Below are 16,841 nucleotides of genomic sequence, written 5' to 3'. Positions count from 1 at the left end.
GGCAGAGGCAGAGGCAGAGGCCCGGCCCAGCCGCCGGGCGGAGGCAGAGGCCCGCCCAGCCGCCGCGTCACACGTCGGCCGTGTGCGTCTCGGCGTGCGCCACGCGATTGCGGCCGCCGGACTTCGCGCGGTACAGCGCCTCGTCGGCCCGCCGCAGCAACGTCGCGGCATTCACGCGCCCGCCGGCGGCGGTGGCGGCGCCGATGCTTGCCGTCACGTGTCCGTACGGGCTGCGGTCATGCGCGATGTCGAGCCCGGCGATCGCGCGGCGGATGCCTTCGGCGACGGTCGCCGCGCCGTGCGCATCGGTGTCGGGCAGCGTGACGACGAATTCCTCGCCGCCGTAGCGCGCGACGTGGTCGCTGTCGCGGCGCAGGCAGCGCGACGCGGATTGCGCGACGCGGCGCAGCACGTCGTCGCCGGCGAGGTGGCCGTAGTAGTCGTTGAACGCCTTGAAGTGATCGACGTCGACGAACAGCACCGACAGCGGGCGGCCGCTGCGCGACGCGCGCTGCGCTTCCTTCGCGAGCACCGCGTCGAACGTGCCGCGGTTGTCGAGGCCGGTCAGCGAATCGGTGTACGCGAGCCGGTACAGCCTGGACTCGGCGATCTGCCGGCGCTTGAGTTCGCGCGACAGCGCGAGCGAGCCCCACGCGATGAACGCGGTAAACAGGCCCATCAGCACGGCGGTCCAGATTGCCCGGTGGCGCCACGATGCATAGATGTCGATCTCGGCGGGCGCGACGTCGACGATCAGCGGCAGGTGGGCGAGATGCTTGTAAACATAGATGCGGCGCACGCCGTCGATCGCGCCGACGCCGGCCAGCGCGCCTTCCCTGCTGCGCTGCGCGTCGATGAACAGCGGCGAGTCGTGCAGGTCGAGGCCGACCGTGCGCGCATCGTACGGCAGCCGCGACACGAGCGCACCGTTGTCTTCGACGATCGCCGCGCTGCCATGCCGGCCGACCGCGAGCCCGTCGAGCAGTGCGCGGAAGTAGTCGATGCTGAGCGTGCCGACGACGATCCCGCCGAACGTGCCGTCGGCGAGCGTGATGCGCCGGCTGAGCGCGATCGTCAATGCGCCGCCGCGCAGCCGCGACGCATAGGGCCGGCTGATGTAGAGGCCCTGCACGAGCCGGTCGCGATGCGCGGCGAAATAGTCGCGATCGGCGAAATTGCCTCCACGCGACGCCTCGGACGAATCGATCACGATATTGCCGTGCGGATCCATCACGAAAATGGAACCGAGATACGCGCCGGTTGCCGCGCGGTCGAACAGCAGCCGGTGACGCTGGCGCGGCGGCAATGTCATCAGTTCAGGATCGGCGAGACCGTCGACGACGTTTTGCAGCGACAGATCGTACAGTTCGATATTGCGGGAAATATCGCGCTCGATCAGCAGCATCAGGTTGCGTGCATTTTCGACCGCGTGGTCATACGCGTCGTGGCGTGCCTCGATCAGAAGCGCCGTGGAGAGTCCCCAGCTGAACAGCAGCAGCACGATGCCCGCGACCAGTACGCCGCGGGGCGACAGAATGCGTGCGACGGCCGCCGCGGTATGACGGCGCAATCCAGCGGGCAGCGGGTGTGACTTCATCCTCGGGGGGCGGGGGCGGCGGCGATTGGCGTCGTGGACGATCTCGCGCGCTGATATTTTCGAATGAATCCGCATTATCTCGCGAATTCCCGAATTTGGCCGCGCGATGCAAAACATGCATGCCCGAGTGGCGATCCGGAACCGCTACACATCATTACTGCGTTCCGCGTGGCCGATTTGATTCAAATCAATTGCCAGTGCTCGATGATTTTTGTCTGATTATTGGCGCGCGTGTCGGCCGATTTGTCGGTTTAATGCGGGAATCGCGCCCGGTGCCGAAAATGCGTTGCGTATCGTGTGAATCGGCATCGCGAATGAGCCGTCGTCATAAACCGCTTTCCGCACGCACGCCGCCGCGACCGACGTGTCGCCGCGCGCGCTGCGTGCAACTCGTTGATTCTGCGGCATCTGCGCGGACCGACCACGCGTTCGGCCTGAGCTGACCCCATGACGAATCAGGTAGAATCCGCGCTTCGCCGCAGGCGCCCGGCGCGCAACGCGTATCGGGACCGCATCGAATGCATCGCTGCAGGCGGCGCACCGCGCCCCATCCCGCATGCGCCGGCTCCGGATGCCGGCCCGCTCAACGTTCGTCTCGTTTATGTCCGCAATTCCGAATTCCGACCAATCCGGTTCGTCCGCGAACCCACCCAAGCTTCATCGCGCGCTGAAGGCGCGCCACCTGACGATGATCGCCATCGGCGGCTCGATCGGCACGGGCCTGTTCGTCGCGTCCGGCGCGTCGATCTCGCAAGCCGGCCCCGGCGGCGCGATGGTCGCGTACATGCTCATCGGCCTGATGGTCTACTTCCTGATGACGAGCCTCGGCGAAATGGCCGCGTTCATGCCGGTCTCCGGTTCGTTCGCGACCTACGGCGCGAAATACGTCGACGAAGGCTTCGGCTTCGCGCTCGGCTGGAACTACTGGTACAACTGGGCCGTGACGATCGCGGTCGAACTCGTCGCCGCGCAGCTCGTGATGCACTACTGGTTCCCGGACGTGCCGGGCGTCTGGTGGAGCGCCGCGTTCCTCGCCGTGATGTTCCTGCTGAATGCGCTGACCGTGCGCGGCTTTGGCGAAGCCGAATACTGGTTCGCGCTGATCAAGGTCGTGACCGTGGTCGCGTTCATCGGCGTCGGCCTGCTGATGATCTTCGGCATTCTGAAGGGTGCGCCGGGCAACGGCTGGGGCAACCTGACGATCGGCGACGCGCCGTTCGCGGGCGGCCTGCCGGCGCTGATGGGCGTCGCGATGATCGCCGGCTTCTCGTTCCAGGGCACCGAGCTGATCGGCGTCGCGGCCGGCGAATCGGAGAACCCGCGCACGACGATCCCGCGCGCGGTGCGTCAGGTGTTCTGGCGGATCCTGCTGTTCTACGTGCTGGCGATCTTCGTGATCGGCGTGCTGATTCCGTATACCGACCCCAACCTGCTGAAGAGCGACGTGACCGACATCGGCGTGAGCCCGTTCACGCTCGTGTTCCGCCACGCGGGCCTTGCGTTCGCGGCCGGTGTGATGAACGCGGTGATCCTGACCGCCGTGCTGTCGGCCGGCAACTCGGGCATGTACGCGTCGACGCGGATGCTCTACAACCTCGCAACCGAAGGCCGCGCGCCGAAGCTGTTCGCGAAGCTGTCACCGGGCGGCGTGCCGCGCAATGCGCTGTATGCGACGACCGCCGTGGGCGCGCTGTGTTTCTTCACGTCGCTGTACGGCGACAAGACGGTGTACCTGTGGCTGCTGAACACGTCCGGCATGACCGGCTTCATCGCCTGGCTCGGCATCGCGATCAGCCACTACCGGTTCCGCAAGGGTTACGTGACGCAGGGTTACCGGCTTGACCAACTGCCGTACCAGTCGAAGTGGTTCCCGTTCGGCCCGCTGTTCGCGTTCGTGCTGTGTCTCGTGATCGCGCTCGGGCAGGACTATCAGGCGTTCCTCGCGAACCGGATCGACTGGGCAGGCGTGGCCGCGACCTATGTCGGCATTCCGCTGTTCCTCGTCGTGTGGCTCGGCTACCGGTTCCTGAACAAGAGCCGCTTCGTGCGCTACGAGGACATGGAGATCGCGCCGTGGGTCGCCGCGAGCCGCAGCGCGCAGGAGCAGCGCGTGACGAACCGCGAAACCGCGGGTTGATGCCGAGGCGGCCAGCCGCCGCGTGACGTGCAACGAAAACGGGAAGCTTGCGGGCTTCCCGATTTTCGTTGGAGCGCTGGGGGTGTCGACAGCGACGCGGCATTCCGGCCGTGACCGCCAGCACGGCGACGCGGCGCATCGGAACATACCGTTCCAATTGCCGCCGAATCCGCTTTTTTTGTCGGCTTTCCCCTGCACGGGGTCAAAGCCGGTTATATTTCCCGACCCTACCGGGCCACGGCCCGGCCGGCGCGACGAGCGCGGCGCGGATCGGGCATCCGGCGCGCGCCTGTTGCGGCGGCCGCCGGCGCCCGGCGTTTTCATCGTTCCGCCGCGGCCGGCACGGCCCGCGGAGCGCGCAATCCAGAGGAATCCATGAGCGCATCACCCGCCGAGCGGAAGGCCGGACCCGTTTCCATCGTGCGAATCGAAGCCGCGATCAACGCGTGGCGCGAAGTGTATCCGCCGGCACCGGACGGCGAGGACGGCTATGCGCTCGACGCGGGCAGCAACTGCCTCGCCGAGCTGTACGGCGCGATGATCTGCTATCGGCTGCCGGACGTGCCGCTCGATTCGCTGAGCGACGCGCAGCGCGATGCGCTGTACGCTACCGAGGCGTGACGCGCGGCCGAAACGGTGCCGCGACGCGGCGCCGATGAACGAACGGGAGGCCTCGCGGCTTCCCGTTTTGCTTTGCGCGGCGCCGTGCGCGGCCGCGCGCGCGATGCGGCTCACGCCGGGATTGGTACGCGCTGAGGTATCGTGATGGGACAGGAGCAGGCGATCGGGGCGACCGGCGCGGGTGACCGGCGCTGGCCCGTCCACACCGGGCCGAATGAACGTCCGTTGCCTGCCGGGAGGATTCGAACATGGAGTTGAGACACCTCCGCTACTTCGTCGCGGTTGCCGAGGAGCGGAATTTCACACGCGCGGCCGAGCGCCTGCACATCGCGCAGCCGCCGCTCAGCCGGCAGATCCAGCAGCTCGAGGAAGCGCTCGGCGTGCCGCTGTTCGAGCGCAACGCGCGGCCGCTGAAACTGACCGACGCGGGGCGCTTCTTCTATTCGCACGCGGTGCAACTGCTCGCGCAGACGACCGAGCTCGAATCGATGACGAAGCGGGTCGGCAAGATCGAGCGCAGCATGTCGGTCGGTTTCGTCGGCTCGACGCTGTACGGGATGCTGCCGAAGATCATCCGGCGCTTTCGCAGCGAGTTTCCTGCCGTCGAGCTGAGCCTGCACGAGATGTCGACGATGGACCAGATCAAGGCGCTGAAGGAAGGGCGCATCGACGTCGGGTTCGGCCGCATCCGTCACGAGGATCCGAGCGTGCGGCGCGTCGTGCTGCGCGAGGAGCGGATGATCGTCGCACTGCCGGTCGGCCACGTGCTAGACGGCGCGAAGCCGGTGCTGTCGCTGCACGATCTCGTGAACGACACGCTGATCATCTTCCCGAAGGCGCCGCGGCCAAGCTATGCGGATCAGGTGCTGGCTGCGTTCCACGATCGCGCGCTGCAGCCGCGGCGCATCTACGAGACGCGCGAACTGCAGATCGCGCTCGGGCTCGTCGCGATGGGCGAGGGCGTGTCGGTCGTGCCGCAAAGCGTGTACGGCCTGAAGCGCGACGATATCAGCTACAAGCCGCTCGACGATCCGAACCTCGTGTCGCCGATCATCATGAGCATGCGGATGCTCGACGAATCGGAGGACATCCGCGCGATGCAGGCGCTGATCTACCGGCTGTACGACGAAGCGCAGATGGACTATCTGCCGCCGCAGCCCGAATGAGCGTGCGGGCGGTGGGGGCTTGCTTGACGCTGCGCGTGTCGCCGGGCCACCATCGTCGGCATTCTGCGGTCCGCCCGCGTGCGGCCGCGTTCATACGGACGACACACACACACATGATCGACATCGAGACCGAGGAGACCTGGGTCGAGACGCCGCAAGGGCGTCTCTTCGCGAAGCGCTGGCGCGGTGCGCGGGCATCCGAGCCGGCCGCGCCTATGCAGGCCGCGCCGATCATACTGCTGCACGATTCGCTCGGCTGCGTCGAACTATGGCGCGACTTCCCCGAGAAACTCGCACGCGCCACCCGCCGCGACGTGATCGCGTACGACCGGCTCGGTTTCGGCCGCTCCGATCGCCATCCGGGGCAACTCGCCACGACGTTCGTGCACGACGAAGCCGAGCATGGCTTCCGCGCGCTGCTCGAACGGTTCGGCATCGATGCGTTCGTCGCGTTCGGACACAGCGTCGGCGGCGGCATGGCGGTCGGATGCGCGGCCGTGTATCCCGAACGGTGCCGCGCACTGGTGACGGTTGCTGCACAGGCGTTCGTCGAGGATCGTACGCGCGAAGGCATTCGCGACGCGGGGCAGCAATTCGACGCGCCCGGCCAGCTCGACCGGCTCGCACGCTATCACGGCGACAAGGCTAAGTGGGTGCTGCGTGCGTGGGTCGACACGTGGCTGTCGCCGGCGTTTCGCGACTGGAATCTCGACGACGCGCTGCCGCGCGTGCGCTGCGCGACGCTCGCGATTCACGGCGAGCAGGACGAATACGGATCGGACGTGCATGCGAAGCGGATCGCCGCGCGCGTCGCGGGGCCGTCGTCGTTCCTGCTGCTCGCCGGATGCGGGCACATGCCGCATCGCGAGCGGACCGACGACGTGCTGGCAGCCGTCGCGACGTTCGTGCGCGACGCGCTCGCCTGAGCGAACCAGCGCTTGAGCGCGAGGCGACCGGCGGGCCGAACCCGCCGGCGCTCAGAACGACAGCTGGATCGCGAGATCGACGGCGAGCAGCACGATCGAGCAGCCAATGCCGAGAATCACGTTCGGCAGGCGGTGCTCGAAATCGCGATTATCGCGGCGCATCGCGGCGCCGAGCAGGAAGATCGCCTCGACGACGATCTGCAGCCCGACGAACAGCAGCATCAGCAGATACTCGTAACCCATCTGCTTGAACGCGGCGAATTGCATCCCGTGATCGCGGATCCATTGACCGACGCGCAGCAGTTCGTAGACGAACAACAGGGCGGGAAACAGGTAGCTGATGAAATACGTCGGCGCGGTGGCGTGCCGTAGTTCGAGGTGGAAGTGCTGATGCGTGGTAGCCATCACGAAGCCCTCCTTGCAACGCATGATTGCGGTCGCGACGGCGGCGCGGCGACGTGCGGACTAAGGGATTGCCCGATACCTCGTGCGCTGCCGTACGACACCAGCATACTGCTGCTCGCGAAATTTGGCATCCCGTGCGCGCGTGCGTTGTAAAAATCCCCTCACGGCGCGCGACGAAATCAGCGGTTCTCTCTCGCGGCACGCGGCCGGCCGGTGCCGCGAACGCGCGTCCGCCGGCGAGCATCGCGGCGAGCGACGGCGTGCCGAGCAGCGTGCCTGCCGCATCGAGCCGCAGGCCGATGCCGCCCGCCTGCCGCCACACGCGGGCGCCGCTTACGGCTTCGCCTGAGCGCCTTCCACGAACAGCTTCGCCACCGCCTGGAATTCCCGCTTCAGCGACAACCGCGGCACCGTCAGCCAGCGCAGCATCGCCGCGAGATACAGGTGGTGGAACCACGTGGCGAGCTGGTCGGCCGCCAGCGCCGGATTCAGTTCGCCCGACTGCTGGCCGGCCGCGATCAGTCGCTGCCACACGAGCGCGATGTCGCTGCCGTTCTCGTTTACGCCTTCGGCCTGCGCCACGCCGATGCTCAGGAACCGATGCCGCAGGTATGCGAGCAAGTACACCGGATGCTGTTCGCACCACGCGGCCGACGCATCGAGCACGCACGCGAGCCGCGATGCGAACGTCTTGCGTCGCGCGACGTCGCGCTGCAGATGCGCGAGATCGCGCGCGAGTTCGCCTTCCAGCCAGTGCGCGAGCACGGCTTCCTTCGTCGCGAAGTGGTTGTACAGCGTCCGCTTCGCGACGTCTGCCTGCGCGGCGATCTGCTCCATCGTGACGGCGTCGTAACCGTATGCGTCGAACAGGCGTGCGCCGGTATCGGCGAGATGCGCGAGCATCTGGATGCGCTTGCGCGCGCGGCGGCCCGGATCGTCGGGCGTCATCGGCATGGCTCCATGGCGCGGGGGCTTACGAAAGGTGTACGAATTGCATTAGTATACGACGTGCACTTTTATGAATCCACCCGTTTGCGTCGGGCAAGAGGAGTCCTGCATGAAGTTCGTCATCGCCACCTACGGCACCGAAGGTGACACGCGCCCGCTCGCGGCGCTCGGCCGCGCGCTGCTGAATGCGGGCCATGAAGTCCGGTTGCTGGCCGACGCGGCGACGCTCGGCTCCCCCGCCGCGCTCGGCGTGCCGTGCGCACCGCTGTCCGGCGATATCCGCGCGGTGATCGCGCCGAACGGTGCGTTGTCCGGTGCGGTGCGCGGGCGCGGCGGCTTCAACGACACGTCGAAGGCGCTCGTGGCGATCGCGAATGGGAATACGGCAGCATGGACGCGCGAGATCGTGGAGGCTTCGGCCGGTTGCGATGCGATCCTCGTGTCGGGGCTCGCGTCGTTCGCCGGGCTGTCGGTTGCCGAGTATCGCGGCGTGCCGGCGATCGGCACGGGCATGATTCCGATCACACCCACCGCGGCATTCGCGTCGCCGTTCCTGCCGCCCGGCAAGGTGCCGCGCTGGCTGCGTCGTGCGAGCCACCGGTTCGTGAATGCGCTGCTGTGGCAGGCGTTCCGCAACGCGACCAACGCGGCGCGCGCAAGCGTGTGCGGACTGCCGCCGCGCGGGCGCGTGTGGACCGGTCATCCGATGTTGTACGGCGTGTCGCCCGCGTTGCTGTCCGATCCGGCCGACTGGCCGTCGAACGCGCTGGCATGCGGACAGTGGCGCATCGACGCGCCGGCATGGACGCCGCCGCCCGCGCTGTCGGCCTTTCTCGAAGCCGGCGAGCCGCCCGTGTACATCGGTTTCGGCAGCATGGCCGGCTTCGATCGGGCCGCGATGGCCGACGCGCTGGTGCAGGCGCTCGACGGCCGGCGCGCACTGTTCTATCCGGGCTGGAGCGGCATCGATGCATCGATGCTGCCGGCGCACGTGCACGTGATCGGCGACACGCCGCACGACCGGTTGTTTCCGCATGTCGCAATGGCGATCCATCACGGTGGCTCGGGCACCACGCATTCGGCCGCGCGGGCGGGGATCCCGTCGGTCGTCGTGCCGTTCGTGGGCGATCAGTTTTTCTGGGCCGACCGGCTGCGGCGGCTCGGGGTTGCGGACACGCCGGTGGCCGGGCGTCGCGTGGATGGCGCCGCGCTCGCCCGCGCGATTACGTTCGCATCGCGTGTCGATACGCAAGCGCGTGCCGTCGAACTCGGGTCGCGCATCGCGCGCGAGGATGGCGTGCGGCAGGCGGTCGACGCGATCGAGCGCTGGGCGCGCCGCAGCACGCGCTGAACGCGCGGCCCGTGCGTCAGAAATGCCCGGTGAACCGGTAGCGGCTTCCCGGATGCCACAGGTTCGCGACCGACGCGACCATTCCCTGCGACCACGTGCGCCGATGCAGCAGCAGGCACGGCTCGCGTTCGTCCATCGTCAGGTGGCGGCGCGTTTGCGCATCGGGCATCGCTGCCTCGATCCGGTACTCGACCCGCTGTAGCGGCGCGACACGCGTCAGGTACTGGTTCGGCGTCGTCGTCGTGAAGTCCTGCAATGCATATTCGGGCGCGCAGGCCGGATTGACCCAGCGCTCCTCGAGCTGCACGGGCGTGTCGTTCTCGAAGTGCAGCACGCGCGAATGGAAGATCGGGCTGCCGGTGTCGAGCTGCAGCTCGTCGGCGAGCTTCGCATCGGCGACGGCCGCGCCCACCTCCAGCACCTGCGCGCGATACCCATGGCCGCGCGCGGCGACTTCATCCGAGATGCTGCGAATCGCGACCAGCGTCGATTCGTATTTCGGCGATGCGACGTACGTGCCGGAGCCGCGCGTGCGCGTGAGCACCTGCTCGGCCGTCAGCTCGCGCAGCGCACGGTTGACCGTCATCCGGGCGACGTTGAATTCGCGTGCGAGCTCGTTCTCCGACGGCACCTGGTCGCCTTCCGCCCACTCGCCCGCATGAATGCGCGCGAGGATGAAATCCTTGATTTCCTGATAGATCGGTGTGGTCATTGCATTGCTGTTCAAGAGACGGCGGCCGCGTGCCGTCGCGGGCCTGCCATCGTGCGGTGTCCGGGCGGAGTGTACCGGGTTCGACGCCGAGCGGGCCCGCCCGGGGGCCGGTGATTCGGGTTATTCCCGCCTGCATCCGGCCTGACTCCGGCGTGCGGCGCGCGGGCCGGCAGCAGCGCACGGACCTCGGCCGCCGCGCCGGCGCACGCGGCAAACGCAGAAGTATAGACAAATGCGTGTGCCCCGACGGCTCGCCGAACCCTTGGGCGAAAGCTCGATTTCAGCTGAATGTAATCAGTATCGAATTGAAATATAAGGGTAATTCGCTCAGGGAGACAATCATCCGACAATTAGAGATAAACACGGATTGCTGGCGGTGACCTGCAAAAGGCAAAGTTGTATGTACAACTTGGAGTGTCGCCTAGACGGGCGGCATCCGGGTTGGAAGGGTTCGCGGCGGCGACGCCCGACGGGACCCGTGCCCAGTTCGCCTATGACAGGAACGCCATGAAGAAACTCGCGCTCAGTATTGCCCTTGCCTGCCTCGCGGTCGGTGCCCACGCCAAGGATTGGTCGACGATCCGGTTCGGCGTCGACGCCAGCTATCCGCCGTTCGAATCGAAGGACGCAAGCGGCAAGGTCGTCGGCTTCGACGTCGATCTCGGCAACGAGATCTGCGCGCGCCTGAAGGCGAAATGCGTGTGGATCGAAAACGACTTCGACGGGATGATCCCGGCGCTGAAGGCGAAGAAGTTCGACGGCGTGCTGTCGTCGATGTCGATGACGTCGGCGCGCGCCGAGCAGATCGCGTTCTCCGACAAGCTGTTCAACACGCCGACGCGCCTCGTCGCGAAGAAGGGCTCGAATCTGCAGCCGACGGCCGACTCGCTGAAGGGCAAGTCGGTCGGCGTCGAGCAGGGCACGATCCAGGAAACCTACGCGAAGGCCTACTGGGCGCCGAAGGGCGTGCAGGTCGTGCCTTACCAGAACCAGGACGGCGTGTACCAGGACCTGATGTCCGGCCGTCTCGACGCCGCGCTGCAGGACGCCGTGCAGGCCGAGCTCGGCTTCCTGAAGACGCCGCGCGGCGCCAGCTTCGAATTCGCCGGCAAGGACATCGACGATCCGAAGACGCTCGGCAACGGCGCCGGCATCGGGCTGCGCAAGGACGACGCCGAACTGAAGACGAAGATCGACCACGCGATCGCCGACATCATCAAGGACGGCACGTACAAGAAGCTCGAGAAGAAGTACTTCGCGTTCGACGTCTACGGCAGTTGACCGCCCATGCGGCCCGCACCGGTTGCGGTGCGCGTCGCGTTCGTCGCCGGATGCCGATCGCTTCGCGTGATGCGCGCGGCTTGATGAGCAGGCTGCATCACGTCGTGCGCAGAACTCGTTTGATGCGCGGTTAATGGCTATTGACAATCCAGCCACATCGTTCTGGATCCCTCATATGATTTTCCAAGGATTTGGCCCGCTGCTGTGGGCCGGCACGGTCGAGACCGTGAAGCTCGCGGTGCTGTCGCTTGCCGCGTCGCTCATACTGGGCCTCGCGGGCGCGGCCGCGAAACTGTCGACCAATCGCGTGCTGAAGTCGGTCGGCACGTTCTATACGACGCTGATCCGCGCGGTGCCCGATCTCGTGCTGATGCTGCTGCTGTTCTACGGGATCCAGATCCTGCTGAACGACGTGACCGACCTGATCGGCTGGGACCAGATCGACATCGACCCGTTCGTGGCCGGCGTCTTGACGCTCGGCTTCATCTACGGCGCGTACTTCACCGAGACGTTTCGCGGCGCATTCCTCGCGGTGCCGCGCGGCCAGCTCGAAGCCGGCTTCGCATACGGGATGAGCGGCTGGCGCGTGTTCCACCGGATCCTGTTTCCGCAGATGATGCGCTTCGCGCTGCCGGGCATCGGCAACAACTGGCAGGTGCTCGTGAAGGCCACCGCGCTCGTGTCGATCATCGGCCTGGCCGATGTCGTGAAGGCATCGCAGGACGCCGGCAAGAGCACGCTCGATTTCTTCTTCTTCACGCTTGCGGCAGGCGCGATCTACCTCGCGATCACGACGGTGTCGAACGTCGTGCTGCACCACCTCGAGAAGCGTTATTCCGTCGGCGTCCGGAGGCTTGCACTGTGATCGAACTCGTCAGCCAGTACTGGCAAAGCTATCTCTACAGCGACGGCTACCGCTTGAGCGGCCTCGCGATCACGCTGTGGCTGCTGGTCGTGTCGATCGCGCTCGGGTTCGCGCTGGCCGTGCCGCTTGCAATCGCACGCGCGTCGTCGAACCGCTGGATCTCCGGCCCGGTGTGGCTCTATACGTACGTGTTCCGCGGCACGCCGCTCTACGTGCAACTGCTGATGTGCTACACCGGCATCTACAGCCTGCAGGTCGTGCACAACCACGTGCTGCTCGACACGTTCTTCCGCAACGCGATGAACTGCACGCTGCTCGCGTTCGTGCTGAACGAGTGTGCGTATGCGACCGAGATCTTCGCGGGCGCGATCAAGGCGACGTCGGCCGGCGAGATCGAGGCCGGGATGGCGTACGGGATGTCGCGCTTCAAGCTCTATACGCGCATCATCCTGCCGTCCGCGCTGCGCCGCTCGCTGCCGAGCTACAGCAACGAAGTGATCCTGATGCTGCACGCGACGACGCTCGCGTTCACCGCGACCGTGCCCGACATCCTGAAGGTCACGCGCGACGTCAATTCCGCGACGTACATGTCGTTCCAGGCGTACGGCATCGCAGCCGTGCTGTATGCCGTCGTCGTGTTCACGCTCATCTGGGCGTTCCGCAAGCTCGAGACGCGCTGGCTCGCGTATCTCTCGCCGCGCAGCCATTAACGCATTCGCAAGATTCGCAAGGAAGGACCAAGCATGTACAAGCTCACCGTTGACAACCTGCACAAGAAGTTCGGCGACAACGAGGTGTTGAAGGGCGTGTCGATGAAGGCGAAGGCCGGCGACGTGATCAGCATCATCGGCTCGAGCGGCTCCGGCAAGAGCACGTTCCTGCGCTGCATCAACTTCCTCGAGCAGCCGTGCTCGGGGCAGATCACGATCGGCAGCGAGCCGATTCAAACGGCGCGCGACCGCAACGGCTCGCTGCGCGTGGCCGACCAGAAGCAGCTGCAGCGCATGCGCACGAAGCTGTCGATGGTGTTCCAGCACTTCAACCTGTGGTCGCACATGACGGTGCTCGAGAACGTGATCGAGGCGCCGATGGCCGTGCTCGGGATCGGGAAAGACGAGGCCGTTGCACGTGCACGCAAGTACCTGGAGAAGGTCGGGCTCGCGCCGCGCGTCGAGGGGATGTATCCGTCGCATCTGTCGGGCGGCCAGCAGCAGCGTGTCGCAATTGCGCGTGCGCTGGCGATGGAGCCGGAGGTGATGCTGTTCGACGAGCCGACGTCGGCGCTCGATCCGGAACTCGTCGGCGAAGTGCTGAAGGTGATGCAGAAGCTCGCCGAGGAAGGCCGCACGATGGTCGTCGTCACGCACGAGATGGGCTTCGCGCGCAACGTGTCGAATCATGTGATCTTCCTGCATCAGGGGAAGATCGAGGAAGAGGGCGATCCGCAGGAAATCCTCGTCAACCCGAAGAGCGAGCGGCTCGGACAGTTCCTGTCGGGGCGGTTGAAGTAAGACGCGGTTTCAAAAAGCCCCGTGGGATCGGTGTTGCGACGCGTTCAGGCGAGCAGACGGGGCTCGAACGGGTAGTCGGACAGCAGTTCGAGCTGGCCGTCGTCGCGAACGTACACCTGTTCCTCGAGCTTCACGCCCTCGCCGCCGTCTTCGTGGCCGATGTAGCTCTCGATGCACAGCGTCATGCCGGGTTCGATCACGCCGTCATAGCCCTTTGCATCGTTGTCCTCGCGATGGCAGATGTACGGGTATTCGCCTGTCATCCCGACGCCGTGGGCCAGCGCGAAATAGCGGCGTGCGCGGTACGGCTGCGGAATCTGCCACGCCTTCGCGATGAATTCCTGGAACGTGGTGCCGGCCTTTACGTTCTCCATGTTCGCGTGGATCTGATCGTAGGCAAGGCGGTACAGCGTCTTTTGCGCGGTGGACGCGGGGCCGTCGCCGCATAGAAAAGTGCGCGAGAAATCCGCGTAGTAGCCGAAGCGGCCCACCACATCGGTATCGAGCCCCACCAGTTCTCCCGCCTGGATCTTGCGCGGGCTGCTTTCCTGGAACCATGGATTCGTGCGCGGGCCCGAGCTTATCAGGCGGGTCTCGACGTAGTCGCCGTCGGTCTCGATCACATGCTGATGCAGGTACGACCACAGCTCGTTCTCGCTGATGCCGGGCACGAGGGCGGCCTCGAGCTTGTGCACGCCCGCTTCCGCCGCGCGCAGTGACGCACGGATCATCTTGATCTCGTTCTTCACCTTGATTGCACGGGCGCGTTCGAGCGGCTCCTGGGCGTCCGAAATCTCGTAGCCGCGCGCTTGCAACGCAAATGCGGCGGCCGATGTCGCACTTTCGATCGCGATCCGCTTGCCGCCACCGCACGCACGAACCAGATCGTCAATCTCGTCCGCCCAGCGCTCGGTGACCTGGCGCAGCATGTCGTCACAGAAGTAGTACGAGATCGCAGTGGCCGGCCGGACTTCATCCACCGTATCGAGTCCGTCGGCGAGGAATTCGCATCCCGCGTATTCGAACAGCACCACCTTTCCCTCGGCCGGCACGAATAGATAGCGTGCGGGATTACGCATCGAATACACCTGCATGTTGCGCGAGCCGGTTGCGTATCGCATGTGGGTAGGGTCGAACAGGATCGCGGCGGTCAGGTCGCGCTTCTTCAGTTCGCGGCGAACCGCGGCAAGCCGGTCGCGCCGGATGTGGGCGATTTCGTCGGCGGTGGGCTCGCAATCTTCCGGGCGGTGAGTCGGTCGAAGCATCGTCATGATGGTAGGGTGAATGTTGTTGGCGTAAGTACAACGAAATAGTGTGATGGGTCGGCCCACCGCGAATTCACATCGTCAGTCGACCAGGTTGTCCGCACGGACCAGTGCCCGTTCGGCTTCGAGGTGCATTTCGGATACGCGGCCGTACAGCTGCCGCGTTCGCTCGAGTCGGCCGACCACGCCGGGCTTTTTCGAATAGGCGAAGATCGTGGTGTGACGATCAATGTCGCCGCGCACCCGGGTCACGCGGTGCAGCGAGAAACGGCCCTTGAACAGTTGCAGATCGCCCGGCTGCAGCGTAATCACGCTGATCGGCGTGCGCGTCTCCCCGCGCACCACGGCGCCGACCGCATCGTAGTTTTCACCCTCGGGCGACCGGATGTTCGGGCAGTACTCGAAATCGCCGCCTGCCGTGGGCTGCTGCGTCATCATCGACACGATGAATTCGTTGGTGTCGTAGTGCCACGGCTGTTCGGTGCCGGGCGGCATGACGTTCTGAACCAGCCCGGCGTACGGATCCGCGTATTCCCAGATCTGCGTTTCGCCGAGACACGCGGCGACGAATTGCTTCATCGCACGTGCGACGTAAATCCGGTGAACGATTGCATCGGCCGGGATCACGTCGCGCGTGACGAAGCCGCTCGTGCGATCCATGAAGATCCGGCGCGGGTCCGTGGCGGGCAACGACGGATCGTCGGCGGTGAAATACGCATTGACCTTGCGGCTCGAGAAATAGGTTTTCTTTGCGAAACCGAGCCCTTCGACGCGCGCCTGTTCCAGTGCGGCGGGGCGCAGGAAGCCGCGCAGGACCGCGCTGCCGCTGCCGGTCAGCTGGGCCCGGCAAGTTGCGAGCAGGTCGCGCATTCGGGCGTGTCCGGGTTCATGCAACGGATAGCGGTCGGTATCGACGATATCGCTCAGATCGGTACATTCTGCATCGGCGAGAGGCAGGCTTGCTTGCACGGTTGGCTCCGGTTTCGAGGGATGAGGGGTTTGTGGCCTGAATTGTTTTCGACAACAATCGGCCTATCGATGCGCCCATGATTCGATCGACAAATTCCCTTGCAAAGCGAGTAATTTCGATGACTCACATCAGCGAACCCGATTGGTCTCAACTTAGCTCGCTCGACGGAGAACTCGTGCGCGCGTTCATCACGGTGGTCGACAGCGGCGGCGTGACCGCCGCTGCCAGGCAGATGCACCGGACGCAATCGACGATCAGCCTTCGCATCCGTACGCTCGAAGAGCGGCTGGAAACGCACCTGTTTCTGCGCGACAGTCGCCGTCTGGCATTGTCACGAGACGGGGAAAACTTCCTGATTCATGCGCGCCGCATCATCCAGGTGCAGAACGAAGCGATAGCCGCACTCAAACGCACGAGCAGTCATGGCGTGATCCGCTTCGGCTTGCCTGAGGATTACGCGGAGCTCTGGTTGCCTGATCTGCTCGAAAAGTTCTATCGCCTGCGGCCGGATGCGCGCCCGCATATCGATTGCAGGATGTCGCTGGAGCTGATCGAGCGCCTGCAGGCGGGCGAACTCGACCTGGCACTGGTCGTCAGGCACAACGCGCAAAGCGGCGGTCGTCATCTCGGCCGCGAGGACGTGGTGTGGGCCGCGCATCGCGATTTCGTGTTACCGGAGGGCGCCTCCGTGCCGCTCGCGCTGTTTCCGGAAACATGCTGCTACCGTCAGCGCGGACTCGCGGCACTTGCGGCACTCGGGCGGCCGTATCACGTGATCTACACGAGCCAGAGCCCGACCGGCATCAAGGTCGCCGTCAATCACGGTGCGGCGGTGACGATCATCGACCGCTGCACGCTGCCCGCGAACTGGCGCGTGCTGAACATGGAAGACGGCTTGCCGGCGCTACCGCCCGCGGATCTCGAGCTGCTCCGCTCACCCGGCAATTGCAATCCTGCCGCCGACGATCTGGCTCTGCTGATCGAGACGATGGTCGAGGAACGCCGCCGCGCGGCGAGTGCGCCGTCGCCCGCCTGAATGATCGCGAATCACATCCGGTAGCCTCGGGCGATCGGGGCCAAACGCAA

The 16,841-nt window shown here is 65.8% G+C and carries 16 protein-coding genes; 10 read left to right on the top strand and 6 right to left on the bottom strand.

Going from position 1 to position 16,841, the window contains the following annotated elements; genetic code table 11:
• Nucleotides 1-67: 67 nt before the first annotated feature.
• Entirely contained in the window at nt 68-1,597 is a 1,530-nt protein-coding gene (locus tag C7H84_RS10915; RefSeq protein ID WP_121858821.1) for a sensor domain-containing diguanylate cyclase, read from the bottom strand.
• Nucleotides 1,598-2,198: 601 nt separating this feature from the next.
• Here C7H84_RS10915 and C7H84_RS10905 point away from each other — a divergent pair.
• From C7H84_RS10905 to C7H84_RS10890, 4 genes are all read left to right on the top strand, one after another.
• Nucleotides 2,199-3,734, top strand: a complete 1,536-nt coding sequence (locus C7H84_RS10905) for an amino acid permease (protein ID WP_121858819.1) — start codon at nt 2,199-2,201, stop codon at nt 3,732-3,734.
• A 375-nt stretch (nt 3,735-4,109) separates the two neighbouring features.
• The gene (locus C7H84_RS10900) at nt 4,110-4,355 is read left to right on the top strand and encodes a DUF3717 domain-containing protein (protein WP_006761486.1); all 246 of its coding nucleotides are present in this window, start codon (nt 4,110-4,112) and stop codon (nt 4,353-4,355) included.
• 248 nt (nt 4,356-4,603) lie between these two features.
• Nucleotides 4,604-5,521 (top strand): LysR family transcriptional regulator, encoded by a 918-nt coding sequence (locus tag C7H84_RS10895; protein ID WP_121858818.1) that lies wholly within the window; start codon nt 4,604-4,606, stop codon nt 5,519-5,521.
• 113 nt (nt 5,522-5,634) lie between these two features.
• Complete coding sequence (locus C7H84_RS10890) at nt 5,635-6,447, top strand: alpha/beta hydrolase (protein ID WP_121858817.1); 813 nt, start codon at nt 5,635-5,637, stop codon at nt 6,445-6,447.
• 51 nt (nt 6,448-6,498) lie between these two features.
• Here the strand turns inward: C7H84_RS10890 and C7H84_RS10885 are convergent, their stop codons facing one another.
• On the bottom strand, nt 6,499-6,852 hold the full coding sequence (locus tag C7H84_RS10885) for a hypothetical protein (protein ID WP_121858816.1): 354 nt from the start codon (nt 6,850-6,852) through the stop codon (nt 6,499-6,501).
• A gap of 333 nt (nt 6,853-7,185) precedes the next feature.
• Entirely contained in the window at nt 7,186-7,806 is a 621-nt protein-coding gene (locus C7H84_RS10880) for a TetR/AcrR family transcriptional regulator (RefSeq protein ID WP_121858815.1), read from the bottom strand.
• A gap of 103 nt (nt 7,807-7,909) precedes the next feature.
• On the opposite strand from C7H84_RS10880, the gene C7H84_RS10875 reads away from it, so the two are divergent.
• Complete coding sequence (locus tag C7H84_RS10875; protein WP_121858814.1) at nt 7,910-9,151, top strand: glycosyltransferase; 1,242 nt, start codon at nt 7,910-7,912, stop codon at nt 9,149-9,151.
• 16 nt (nt 9,152-9,167) lie between these two features.
• Here C7H84_RS10875 and hutC read toward each other — a convergent pair whose 3' ends face one another.
• The gene (hutC, locus tag C7H84_RS10870) at nt 9,168-9,863 is read right to left on the bottom strand and encodes a histidine utilization repressor (RefSeq protein WP_121858813.1); all 696 of its coding nucleotides are present in this window, start codon (nt 9,861-9,863) and stop codon (nt 9,168-9,170) included.
• 507 nt (nt 9,864-10,370) lie between these two features.
• Here hutC and C7H84_RS10865 point away from each other — a divergent pair.
• The 4 genes from C7H84_RS10865 to C7H84_RS10850 all read left to right on the top strand — a co-directional run bounded on the left by C7H84_RS10865 (nt 10,371) and on the right by C7H84_RS10850 (nt 13,520).
• Nucleotides 10,371-11,144 (top strand): ABC transporter substrate-binding protein, encoded by a 774-nt coding sequence (locus tag C7H84_RS10865; protein WP_121858812.1) that lies wholly within the window; start codon nt 10,371-10,373, stop codon nt 11,142-11,144.
• Nucleotides 11,145-11,319: 175 nt separating this feature from the next.
• A complete protein-coding gene (locus C7H84_RS10860) occupies nt 11,320-12,009 on the top strand; it encodes an ABC transporter permease (protein ID WP_121858811.1) in 690 nt (229 codons plus the stop codon).
• Nucleotides 12,006-12,719 carry an ABC transporter permease gene (locus tag C7H84_RS10855; RefSeq protein WP_121858810.1) on the top strand — a complete coding sequence of 238 codons (714 nt, stop codon included), beginning with the start codon at nt 12,006-12,008 and terminating at the stop codon, nt 12,717-12,719. Before C7H84_RS10860 ends, C7H84_RS10855 begins: the two co-directional genes overlap by 4 nt.
• A gap of 33 nt (nt 12,720-12,752) precedes the next feature.
• A complete protein-coding gene (locus C7H84_RS10850) occupies nt 12,753-13,520 on the top strand; it encodes an ATP-binding cassette domain-containing protein (RefSeq protein WP_121858809.1) in 768 nt (255 codons plus the stop codon).
• 44 nt (nt 13,521-13,564) lie between these two features.
• Here the strand turns inward: C7H84_RS10850 and C7H84_RS10845 are convergent, their stop codons facing one another.
• Together C7H84_RS10845 and C7H84_RS10840 are read right to left on the bottom strand one after the other, a co-directional pair.
• Nucleotides 13,565-14,785, bottom strand: coding sequence for a Xaa-Pro peptidase family protein (locus C7H84_RS10845; protein ID WP_205611417.1), 1,221 nt, complete (start codon nt 14,783-14,785; stop codon nt 13,565-13,567).
• An 81-nt stretch (nt 14,786-14,866) separates the two neighbouring features.
• Nucleotides 14,867-15,655, bottom strand: coding sequence for a hypothetical protein (locus C7H84_RS10840; protein ID WP_205611416.1), 789 nt, complete (start codon nt 15,653-15,655; stop codon nt 14,867-14,869).
• A 218-nt stretch (nt 15,656-15,873) separates the two neighbouring features.
• On the opposite strand from C7H84_RS10840, the gene C7H84_RS10835 reads away from it, so the two are divergent.
• On the top strand, nt 15,874-16,791 hold the full coding sequence (locus C7H84_RS10835) for a LysR substrate-binding domain-containing protein (protein WP_121858806.1): 918 nt from the start codon (nt 15,874-15,876) through the stop codon (nt 16,789-16,791).
• The last annotated feature ends 50 nt before the right edge of the window (nt 16,792-16,841 follow it).

This window comes from Burkholderia sp. Nafp2/4-1b, assembly GCF_003635165.1.
Classification (GTDB): domain Bacteria; phylum Pseudomonadota; class Gammaproteobacteria; order Burkholderiales; family Burkholderiaceae; genus Burkholderia.
The sequence above is the reverse complement of the archived record's forward strand: the minus strand, read 5'-3'. Positions and strand labels throughout refer to the sequence as shown.

Coding starts and splice junctions, on each gene's coding strand:
- C7H84_RS10915 (WP_121858821.1), bottom strand. CDS start 1,597: ATGAAGTCACACCCGCTGCCCGCTGGATTGCGCCGTCATACCGCGGCG.
- C7H84_RS10905 (WP_121858819.1), top strand. CDS start 2,199: ATGTCCGCAATTCCGAATTCCGACCAATCCGGTTCGTCCGCGAACCCA.
- C7H84_RS10900 (WP_006761486.1), top strand. CDS start 4,110: ATGAGCGCATCACCCGCCGAGCGGAAGGCCGGACCCGTTTCCATCGTG.
- C7H84_RS10895 (WP_121858818.1), top strand. CDS start 4,604: ATGGAGTTGAGACACCTCCGCTACTTCGTCGCGGTTGCCGAGGAGCGG.
- C7H84_RS10890 (WP_121858817.1), top strand. CDS start 5,635: ATGATCGACATCGAGACCGAGGAGACCTGGGTCGAGACGCCGCAAGGG.
- C7H84_RS10885 (WP_121858816.1), bottom strand. CDS start 6,852: ATGGCTACCACGCATCAGCACTTCCACCTCGAACTACGGCACGCCACC.
- C7H84_RS10880 (WP_121858815.1), bottom strand. CDS start 7,806: ATGCCGATGACGCCCGACGATCCGGGCCGCCGCGCGCGCAAGCGCATC.
- C7H84_RS10875 (WP_121858814.1), top strand. CDS start 7,910: ATGAAGTTCGTCATCGCCACCTACGGCACCGAAGGTGACACGCGCCCG.
- hutC (WP_121858813.1), bottom strand. CDS start 9,863: ATGACCACACCGATCTATCAGGAAATCAAGGATTTCATCCTCGCGCGC.
- C7H84_RS10865 (WP_121858812.1), top strand. CDS start 10,371: ATGAAGAAACTCGCGCTCAGTATTGCCCTTGCCTGCCTCGCGGTCGGT.
- C7H84_RS10860 (WP_121858811.1), top strand. CDS start 11,320: ATGATTTTCCAAGGATTTGGCCCGCTGCTGTGGGCCGGCACGGTCGAG.
- C7H84_RS10850 (WP_121858809.1), top strand. CDS start 12,753: ATGTACAAGCTCACCGTTGACAACCTGCACAAGAAGTTCGGCGACAAC.
- C7H84_RS10845 (WP_205611417.1), bottom strand. CDS start 14,785: ATGCTTCGACCGACTCACCGCCCGGAAGATTGCGAGCCCACCGCCGAC.
- C7H84_RS10840 (WP_205611416.1), bottom strand. CDS start 15,655: ATGCGCGACCTGCTCGCAACTTGCCGGGCCCAGCTGACCGGCAGCGGC.
- C7H84_RS10835 (WP_121858806.1), top strand. CDS start 15,874: ATGACTCACATCAGCGAACCCGATTGGTCTCAACTTAGCTCGCTCGAC.